At 46.6% G+C, this 9,039-nt stretch carries 8 protein-coding genes and 2 pseudogenes; 3 read left to right on the forward strand and 7 right to left on the reverse strand.

The features are described 5' to 3' along the window. Nucleotides 1-77: 77 nt before the first annotated feature. The 3 genes and pseudogenes from OGY37_RS23350 to OGY37_RS00255 form a co-directional block, all read left to right on the forward strand. A pseudogene (locus tag OGY37_RS23350) lies at nucleotides 78-335 on the forward strand (hypothetical protein); the annotation flags it as partial. A 1-nt stretch (nucleotide 336) separates the two neighbouring features. Further along, nucleotides 337-510, forward strand: coding sequence for a hypothetical protein (locus OGY37_RS00250; RefSeq protein ID WP_004197778.1), 174 nt, complete (start codon nucleotides 337-339; stop codon nucleotides 508-510). Nucleotides 511-559: 49 nt separating this feature from the next. Then, nucleotides 560-1,189, forward strand: coding sequence for a YkgJ family cysteine cluster protein (locus OGY37_RS00255; protein ID WP_004197775.1), 630 nt, complete (start codon nucleotides 560-562; stop codon nucleotides 1,187-1,189). 156 nt (nucleotides 1,190-1,345) lie between these two features. On the opposite strand, the gene OGY37_RS00260 is transcribed toward OGY37_RS00255, so the two are convergent. The 7 genes and pseudogenes from OGY37_RS00260 to OGY37_RS00290 all read right to left on the reverse strand — a co-directional run bounded on the left by OGY37_RS00260 (nucleotide 1,346) and on the right by OGY37_RS00290 (nucleotide 8,813). Continuing rightward, the gene (locus OGY37_RS00260) at nucleotides 1,346-2,308 is read right to left on the reverse strand and encodes an Abi family protein (protein WP_004197772.1); all 963 of its coding nucleotides are present in this window, start codon (nucleotides 2,306-2,308) and stop codon (nucleotides 1,346-1,348) included. 166 nt (nucleotides 2,309-2,474) lie between these two features. Continuing rightward, nucleotides 2,475-3,257, reverse strand: a complete 783-nt coding sequence (locus OGY37_RS00265) for a site-specific integrase (RefSeq protein ID WP_004197768.1) — start codon at nucleotides 3,255-3,257, stop codon at nucleotides 2,475-2,477. Then, the gene (locus OGY37_RS00270; RefSeq protein WP_004197776.1) at nucleotides 3,257-4,075 is read right to left on the reverse strand and encodes a hypothetical protein; all 819 of its coding nucleotides are present in this window, start codon (nucleotides 4,073-4,075) and stop codon (nucleotides 3,257-3,259) included. The genes OGY37_RS00265 and OGY37_RS00270 overlap by 1 nt, the downstream gene beginning before the upstream one ends. Nucleotides 4,076-4,123: 48 nt before the next feature. Further along, complete coding sequence (locus tag OGY37_RS00275; protein WP_004197773.1) at nucleotides 4,124-4,453, reverse strand: hypothetical protein; 330 nt, start codon at nucleotides 4,451-4,453, stop codon at nucleotides 4,124-4,126. 27 nt (nucleotides 4,454-4,480) lie between these two features. After that, nucleotides 4,481-4,615: pseudogene (locus OGY37_RS23440) on the reverse strand (hypothetical protein); the annotation flags it as partial. Nucleotides 4,616-4,844: 229 nt separating this feature from the next. Then, nucleotides 4,845-5,165, reverse strand: a complete 321-nt coding sequence (locus OGY37_RS00285; protein WP_004197770.1) for a hypothetical protein — start codon at nucleotides 5,163-5,165, stop codon at nucleotides 4,845-4,847. 528 nt (nucleotides 5,166-5,693) lie between these two features. Then, nucleotides 5,694-8,813, reverse strand: a complete 3,120-nt coding sequence (locus OGY37_RS00290; protein ID WP_060415433.1) for a hypothetical protein — start codon at nucleotides 8,811-8,813, stop codon at nucleotides 5,694-5,696. Nucleotides 8,814-9,039: the final 226 nt, after the last annotated feature.

Raw genomic sequence — 9,039 nt, forward strand, 5'->3', positions numbered from 1 at the left:
CACGGAACGGTCTGCGTTGTCGGGAAGATGCGTGATCTGATCCTTCAACTCAGCAAAAGTTCGATTTATTCAACAAAGCCAAACGTGGCTTGAAAGCTCGCCTTTGGACTGACAAAGCGATCAGTGAATTTCTCGGTGCGCCGCTCAGTGCAGGCCCGGTAAAAGCCTGGAAACAGAAGGAAGTGAAAAAAGTCGAAGCGACACCCGCTTTCAAAACATGGCTGGAACAACGTCGCGCATGGCTGGTTGCGCGGGGTAAAATATCCTCTGATACAGAGTTGCCTTGCCACCTGGACGCTCCGATAATTCCAGGTAAACAACATAAGGAATCATAATATGAACAAAAAGCCTCGCTATGCTGTCATGCTGGATGGGGATAAAACCGTCTATAGTGGAAATAGTCGGTTTGTCGCCTGGACGTTCTGGCTGATGAACCGTCATCGTAGGGCTATCGCATATGATTGCGGAGTTTGGGTTGTTGAACCAGCCTACTGGATCCGTGTCGTTTAATCTGCTTTTGCAATGTGCAGCTGCTTCATGTCATGCCTAAGGAGTTATTTTGAAATGGATTAATTTTTTACAACGTCTTCTACAACGTTTTTTCCCCAAAAAAAATGAAATAATTGAAGTGAAATACATTGAAAGGGATGAAACAAGAGTATTACCAGACATCCCTGAAAACGTCATAGCTGCCTGTCAGACTCTTCAGGTGAAGCTGGATTCTGTTAAGAATAATCCATTTTTGGAAATTAGTTTGATTTATGGATTTCTTGATACTTTTGGCGAGTTTGCATCAACCTTTACAGTATGTCAGAAAGGTTGCAGCGCCTGTTGCAAAATAGGTGTCGAAATGACGGCATTAGAAGCAAGTTTTATAGAAAAAAATACATCCCACAGAATTGTATCTAACAAGCAAAGAAAATTAAAAACCAATACAGATTGCCCATTTTTAACTGATGGAATCTGCTCCATATATGAATATCGACCTTTCAATTGTAGAACCTTTTTCACAGTAGATAACCCTAAGTACTGCGAAACACCAAACGAACCTCATAGGACATATGGGAGTTTAGGTGGTCAAGACATAAATATAATTTATCAGTTCCGAAACTATATTGACCAACTAAATGGGAAGAGGAAGAAGAGTGATATAAGATTCTTCTTTGGGAATCATAAAGGAATAAAATAGCCAGGCATGGAAATATTTCAGTCCAGTTCCGCTGACAGTGCGTGTTTTGCGCGCTGTTCCACTGGCTCCGGCTATGATATGTCACAGTTTTGATTTTATCCAAAAAGGCCGCATCGCGGCCTTTTTAGTGAATCAATTGTTTGCTGACAACGCTTTTTAATTCCAGAAAGGATCGTTTTCCCAACCTTGCGGGAAGCCGGTATCAGCCATATACAGCTGCGCCGCATGGCTACCAGCAAAAAGACGAAGAAGATCACCCTTTAAGTCAATGCCCGCCAGGTCTAGTGTCTTAATCATTTTGTGTATCACGCAGACCGTCAAGTATGGTCGATACTGGTGAACTGCGGGTATGGTCAACTCACTGGCTATCTGGCTTGGAATCGCAAGTTTGGCGTTCCACAGTCGGCTATGATGCGCGGCACGATTTCTTACGTCACGCAGACGCTGAACCCAGTTCGTCAGCGAATTGAAATCATTTGCACCAAACTCATTTGCGAGTGTATCCAGCAGAGTGTTATGAGGTGCTGGCAATCCCTTAAAATATGAGAAATCAGTCGCACTGAATATCTTGAAAAGACAACCGATAGTAATTACCTCACTGGCAATCCAGAAAGGGGGTAGATTAGAGAATTGCGGATGCGAATTATTGTGGTATTTTTTCCTGTAATTTCTCGCGTAAAGCTCCCCTTCCTTATTAAAGTCACCTTGTATTCTACTTCGAATGTCATCAATAATTTTAGTGCCTTTCGCTGTATAGAAAAAAGTATTATCAAGATACCAGAAAGGGTCATTTGAGAATGCGGAAAGTGTATGGTCAAGCCTGCTTCTGAGCTTAACTTCAAGCCGCGCAATTACGCCAAACAACAGTACACGAAGTTTTTCGTCGAAGCGGTATAGCTCAACCCCATATTCAAAATACTCATCTTTTCTGTAATGTTTTCCGCCCGGACTTGCCGGATCTAACAGAGGATGGAGATAAATTTTAAAATGGTAATAGCTTATCTGGCTGAGCGTATTTTCTGCTTCAGCCTCGTCCAAAAACTCAAGCTTTTTGCTCTTGAGGTCGTTAATCAGATCGGCAGGTGTACGGTAAGGCTTGCTGTAAAGGGTTGTCGGCATCGCAGCATCATCCCTGAATAGGCAAAAAAAAAGCCCACTAACTTCCCCAAAGGGTTGTTGCAGGCATCATTAATACTAATACTACTCCATTTGACAAACACGTCAACGGAAATTACTCAAAAAAGAGCAATCAATACATCCTCTGGGCATAGATAGTTCTGTCTAGTTACCTGCCATTTCCCTTCAGCAGCGCCACCGCCTCATCGCCTGGCATCTGGAACTGCACCCGGTGCCGTGCCGCGACATCGAGCGCAAACACTTTCGTGTAGACCTCCGTCGAGCTGATCGACTTGTGTCCCATCAGGCTCTGCAGCACCTTCAGCGGGATGCCGGCATACAGCATATGCATCCCGTAGCTGTGACGGAACGTGTGCGGGGTAACCGGTACCGAAAACGTCACCCCGTCGGCGGCAGCCGCATCAACGGCTTCACTTATCCAGGTCCGGACCGTTCTGTCGGTAATTTCCCAGATGCGTGCTTTCTCGGTTCTGTCTGTGCGTTTATTACGGCGCTCCAGCGGAATTTTAAGCGTGGCCACCATCATCTCCAGCTGGCTGACATAGTTCGCATCGGAAAGCGGAACGATACGATGAGGCAGGCTACCGGCCGGAGCACGGCCGGCCGTTCTGGTGGCTTTTTCGGTCCGCTGTTTGAGCGTGGCCAGCTGCACGAACGGGTAGGGCGGTGTCAGGGAAAAATCACTCCGGGTCAGCGCCAGCGCCTCGTTAATGCGCGCGCCGGTATTCCAGAGGGTTGCCAGCAACATCTTGCGGTGGAGATCGGGTACATAGTGGAGCAGGGCACTTACTTCCGGCGCCAGCAGGTATTTCGGCAGTTCGTCCTGAACGAGCGCCATCTGACGCAGGGCCAGCGCCGCTGGATAGTCGATAGAAACAGGTAACTGAGCACCTGTTGTCGAATACCCTCCCAGGGTTACAAGTCCGGTCATCAGGATGATTCTCCGCCAGGGGATATGCGCAGTGCTCCCGCAATGATTTCCCGGTTCTCTTCATTACGCCAGTTACCAAAATAGTCCACTTCCAGACGCAGGGAATGATCTGCAGCCTCTATCAGATCCGACACTTTCTGCAGGGCGCTATGCAGCTGCTGCGCTGATATCACGCGTGGCACATCATGCTCATCCACACCGTTGCGGTGTACCAGATCGTTTCGCCAGTCTGCGATGATACCCAGCGGCTCAATTGGCCAGACGGGCGGTATATGAAGCACAGTCCCGAAATAGCGCTCAATGGTTTTCACGTTATGAAACGTCATACTCGCAACAACATTCTTTGCCACAGGGCGGAACTTGGTAAGCTCCATCTCGCGGGCCGCCTGCTTCTCTTTCTTGCCTACCTTAGCAAAAGGTAAGTAATACTCTTCAAAGTATCTCTCGAGCGGCCTGTCCTCTTCCAGCAGAGCTCTGGCGCAGTACATCAGGTACGCCTCCATGACCGTCACGGCATGGACGAAAGACATTCTGTACACCAGTTCAGGCTGCTTTTCATCAAGCAGGGCATGGAGCTTCTTCAGCTCCTGGCTGGCGTGCAGGTAACGCTGATGAACATTGTTCAGGGAAGCCACAAACAGCCCGTGTTCATGATCCCACTGAGCCTGATCGGCGAGATACTCCTGTTCCCAGTAGTACAGGTTAGCGGCCTGTTCCCATTCTTCTGAGCCGGGGACAACATCCGGATAATTTTCAGCAAGCCATTTATCAAATCGTTCAGATTCAATATCCATCATCTGGTCTTTCATGCTTCCCATAATGCCAGTACCCTTCTGTATGGTTCTGTAAATGAAAAATCCAGCCGGTCATACTGCCGCATCGTCTCCACGGAACGGTTCAAAAGCCAGCAGGGCGTCCGCCCTGGAGGCCAGCTCGATACAGTCCCCGCACTGCGGGTTAATCTCTTCATCAATGGCCTCGTTATACCGCATGCGCAGCCGCCATCCCGTCACGGGAGGCGCGTTCTGTATGGCCAGCACCATCCCTTCCGGCGACAGCAGTTCACGGAGGGTGTAGCAGGCGCCAATCCGGGTCGAATCCCGCAGCCACATCACGGGGTACTCACTGACCAGCTGGTCATACACACATTCCGGCGTATGGAAATAATTCCCGTCCGCCCTGCATAAATCACACATTCGCGTTCCTTGTATCGAGAAATCCCGTCAGGCCGGGTCCGGCATAAAACGGCCTGGCTCAAACGGCCAGCGCCTGTCGCCCTGCGAGTACACCTCGATCCACGCCAGTGTCCCGTGCTCAAAATACAGTTGATAACCGTCATCGGCACTGAGGGTCAGCATCCCGTCAAAACAGGTATCGGTTCGCGTACCGTCACCCATCCAGCGAAGCAGGCGGCCTTCAGCGGAAATCTCGTAAAATTCACAATCGCAGTCTAGGTCGTCGGTCTGAAAGTCCGTCCCGGTGACTCCGTCAGGCATCCGGTACCGGAATCTGACCGTATCAAACATTCCCATAATTTTGCTTCCTTAAATTGCTTAAAAATCCCGCCATTCATATTCTTTTTGCGACCTAGCGGCACCAGTCTGGTCTGGGCGGTAGTTCTGAATAATTTGAACAATCCTCAGTGCCTAGAATGAACGACGCATGATCGAAGCCCTGTGAGAGGTCATATTCACTTGCTCCTACTGGTAAGCTCAAATATCCCCCAATCACTGAAGAGGGAGCCTGCCATGATGCGCAGCCATCAGAGAGCCAACGCCAAGCCAGCTCGTTTCCTTGCACGTCCAGCAACTGAACCAGTTCTTTGCCGTAACTATTCGCAGTTTGATATACCCAGACAGAATTCATGCCCTGGCTAATAAGGCCCCGAATAACTTGATCAATATCCATTTAATACCCTGTTAAATAATCCCACCACTAAATCATTACCTAATGACACACCTGACAGTCACAAATCGGGATTTTATCTATTGTCATTATTCTCTGGCTGATAATAAGCAGCCATATAACCACGTCATTAAATTACCGGATAGCCGTTCCGGTGAGATCCGATTTTTACGCTATTGCGCAGTTTCCGGAAGTGTACCACGGTCAGGGAATAACCATATCGCCCTTTTATGGTGGTGAGCGGCCGGTCACGGGGCAGGGGAAGGACACAACATATAGCGTCACAGCCAGCTGAGAACACCGCTACATCTTGTGTTGCCGGGCCGCAGCGCGCCGGAGGCCGGAAAGCAGATCCGGAACAACATCTTTTCGGATCTCAGGAGAGGAAGAGAGAGATTATTGCAGGATAAGCACAAAAAAGAGTGAATTGTTGTGATGAGTGGATTATTGCTGTAAATATCGCAATTCAAATTAATTATTAACAACAAAGCAATTTAACAGCGACCCCATCCGGGGTCACCTTAATTTTGCTCAGCGATGTTCAAACCGCACCACTGGTGTATCGGTAATTTCCATCTCCATTTCCCAGAGCGTTTTCATCACACCTTCAAGTGGATCACCGTTGCTGCGGTAGAAAGTGTTAAAAAGGGTTCCATCCGGATACCTGAACAACCTGAGTTCACCAAAGGATTCAGCACTGACCATAAGTGAAAATTTCTGTTCGGAATTGAGGACAAGGTAAATAAGACAGTTATTGATCCTGAAGGGCAGAGAGCGGCTACCTCTGGCCGATACATCAACATGTATGCTAAACGCGTCATGCCTTGCCGGCTGGTAGACCAGCTCCCTCAGTTCTTCGCTGAAGCGGGAACCATAGATCATCAGAATGTAGTTATTCTGATCAGCGGACCGTTGCGCGACTTCCATTAAGAGCGTTTCGAGATTATTGACCTCAATTGTTAATTTAGCCTGTGATTTCCACAGTTCATAATGCAGTCTGTGGAGAATATTTCTCTTCACTTCTGATACCGAAGGAAAATCTCCGTAGACATTCTGATTAAGATCTCTGGCAACATAATCTTTGGAAACACCAACAGGAATGTATCTCACCAGCCAGTTGCGATCACATTCTGAATTTTGAGTAAACGTGAAGTATTTAAGCAGAACATCTTCAGACAATGCCCCAGGAAGTTCGTTTGTAAGACGAGTATCAGTATTTCTGAGTCGCTCCTGGTCTACTTCAGCAGCAACGATATCTGCCGTTTTACTACGGTTGAAGACATCTATGTATTTATCCAGAACATCATTAAAGAACACCACATTCGTTGCATAATCCGCTTCTGAAATAATATAACCTTCATAAGGAACTGAAGGGTCTCGTTTCAGTCGTTCAAGAATAGAAATTATTCTGTCTTTACTGAAATAGGAAAACAACCTTCCCGCCAGGGCTTCATTAACGCGCTGCGTAACCTGTTCAGCTGGTCGCGCGAGCTTTATGGCCAGTAAGGAGAACGCTCCGTAGAGGCTGCCAATATCCTCATTTACTCCTGTATACACCCGCCCGGGAATGTAAGGCCTTTCATTATATGAGTTCATAACCTCAATGGTTTCGGATAACCCGCTGTACCAGCTTGTATTCGTATGCAGATTACAGTGCTCAATTCTCAGTATCATGTCAATGATATCGACAGAACATCTGAATGCAGGTGTCAGCGTGTCATGTGTATCTCTATCTTCATATAATTCAGACATAATGAGATGATTTACAAGATCGGCTAAGTCTATATTTTTTTGCGGTTCAAAATGAGCAATAAGATACCCTGCCATTAACAACCGCAAATCAGATAAGGCATTTGCAAACATAATGGACAAAGCCGCATCTTTTTTATACATGCTGCCCCTGAGTAACATATCCCACTGCGGTTCTGTCTCCTTCAGGGACAGATAATCCGGAGTCAGGAAGAAACTGTGCCAGCGGTACTCTTCCTCCCAGTACCGTGTAAACCGGTTCTGATTAAACCAGAGGCAGAGAACGTCGTGAGCATATCGCACGGAAGAGGCATTATCGGCAACCACTGACGGAATAAGAAGCCTGACGGTATTATGCAGATGATACATCAGGCGGCCAGTAGAATCTTCACTCCCGGGTTTGCCAGTGATCGTGGTCATACTCCAGCCTTCCCACAGTCCGATGAACTCGCGGATAAGGGCCTGGTGAGTCAGCTCCTGGCTGGCCGAGAGGGGGCCCCCCAGTCCCGCTTTCCAGTCGTTTAACACATGCCACACCCTGAAAAGCGAAAGTAAAAACTGTCTGAAATCGGTAAAACACGTGCTCTGTGTTTTTCTGTACACATGCAATGGAATGGCCATCGATTCACGGAAATATTCGCCTGAATATTCCGTTGATTTTACGGATTCACGAAAAAACTTTCTCAATTCATAATGGAATGAATCACTGAAAGTATGGCTAAAACCTGATTCTTTTACTTCATCCAGATAATTTTTATCAACCCCGTAATTGTAACTTCTTTTGATAGAGGTATAGGTATCTGTTAATCTTTCAATTCCTGCTCTGAAGACGCTAATATTTTTATCATTAAGTGCATCGTAAGCCTCACCAAAGAAATCAAAAGTAATATCATCCAGATCCCTTTTCTTCTCAGGGCGTCCTGTTATAATACAACGGATAAATAACCACCGCCACAATCCTGAAACAGGCTTGATATTTTTCAATGACATTAAAGTCAGTTCACCGGAACGAACACCAAAGGAGGGCAGAATGATAATTTCCGCATCCTGCCCATCTACCGCCTCTAGCCTTCTCAGCAGAAATAAAAATGGCCTTATATAAATGTCTGTAACAACATCACCTTTACTGACATTAGATTTAACATGAAGCATCTCGTTTTTCTCAGAGATTGAGTAAGGCAGTATTTTAATATTACCGAGGTAATTTTCACCTACGTTAGCCCCCGGGTAGCGCAGCCACGCCAGAATATATGCTTTTTGTATGTAGTCATCCACTATCTGAGACAAAAAAAACTTATTCAATAGTCGATCGCGCTTGCTCTCATCCAGGACATTCAGACTGGAGACGAAGAACCAGATAGACAGAATAATATTGAAAAGCATCCACACAAAAGCAGTAACGGCGAAAGCTGTATTAAGATATCTGTCACCAACAGATAACATCATACCGCCCACCACAATAAATGCGGCAAGTGACAGTCCACTCAGACCAGAAAACAAATATCCGGAATGAAGTTGATATGCTGACTGAATATGCATCCTTGCTGATTTTTTTTGAAACAGAACACTTATAAGGCCCACGACAAGTGGAAAAACGATACCGATAATAGTCAACTGGCTACCCAGTAAATTAGACATCCAACCTGAAAGCGTGGTAATGCCCTTAAAATGCTGCAGAGCGAAAGGTTGTAATACAGGGCGAAAATATTCGACCACGCAAACAGCCCCGAAGGCTGCGGACCAGAGGACCAGCATAGCCCGGATGTAATGGGTGGTGCAGGCAATAAGTATTCTCTCCACCCGGTTCCAGCGAAGTTTTTTGTAATCCTGGTTCGACTTCAGGCTCCGTCGGAGTTCAGCTCTCACCTGCCATGAGACACTTTTAAGAAGTTTTCCAAACATAGATATCCTGCGTGTTCCATAAGAAATTTTATGAATAATAAGCGGTAGGGACCTTTTTTTCTCTGGAAAATGTCACCCGATGCCCTTCGTGCAAAGTTCGTCACCCTGTTATCCGATTTAGGGAAGGTGCGAATAAGCAGATCATGTCTTCCCAAGCTGACTCGCTGATTAAAATTTCGCGGATCTGGGCCGATTTTTTTCCCGCAAACACATCGAATCAGCCTAT

This window comes from Citrobacter sp. Cpo030 (assembly GCF_030333005.1).
Lineage (GTDB): Bacteria > Pseudomonadota > Gammaproteobacteria > Enterobacterales > Enterobacteriaceae > Citrobacter > Citrobacter portucalensis.

Bases quoted from the DNA above. Each gene is read 5' to 3' on its own strand.
- OGY37_RS00285 (WP_004197770.1), bottom strand. From the start codon at position 5,165: ATGGATATTGATCAAGTTATTCGGGGCCTTATTAGCCAGGGCATGAAT.
- OGY37_RS00260 (WP_004197772.1), bottom strand. From the start codon at position 2,308: ATGCCGACAACCCTTTACAGCAAGCCTTACCGTACACCTGCCGATCTG.
- OGY37_RS00250 (WP_004197778.1), top strand. From the start codon at position 337: ATGAACAAAAAGCCTCGCTATGCTGTCATGCTGGATGGGGATAAAACC.
- OGY37_RS00275 (WP_004197773.1), bottom strand. From the start codon at position 4,453: ATGTGTGATTTATGCAGGGCGGACGGGAATTATTTCCATACGCCGGAA.
- OGY37_RS00290 (WP_060415433.1), bottom strand. From the start codon at position 8,813: ATGTTTGGAAAACTTCTTAAAAGTGTCTCATGGCAGGTGAGAGCTGAA.
- OGY37_RS00265 (WP_004197768.1), bottom strand. From the start codon at position 3,257: ATGACCGGACTTGTAACCCTGGGAGGGTATTCGACAACAGGTGCTCAG.
- OGY37_RS00270 (WP_004197776.1), bottom strand. From the start codon at position 4,075: ATGGGAAGCATGAAAGACCAGATGATGGATATTGAATCTGAACGATTT.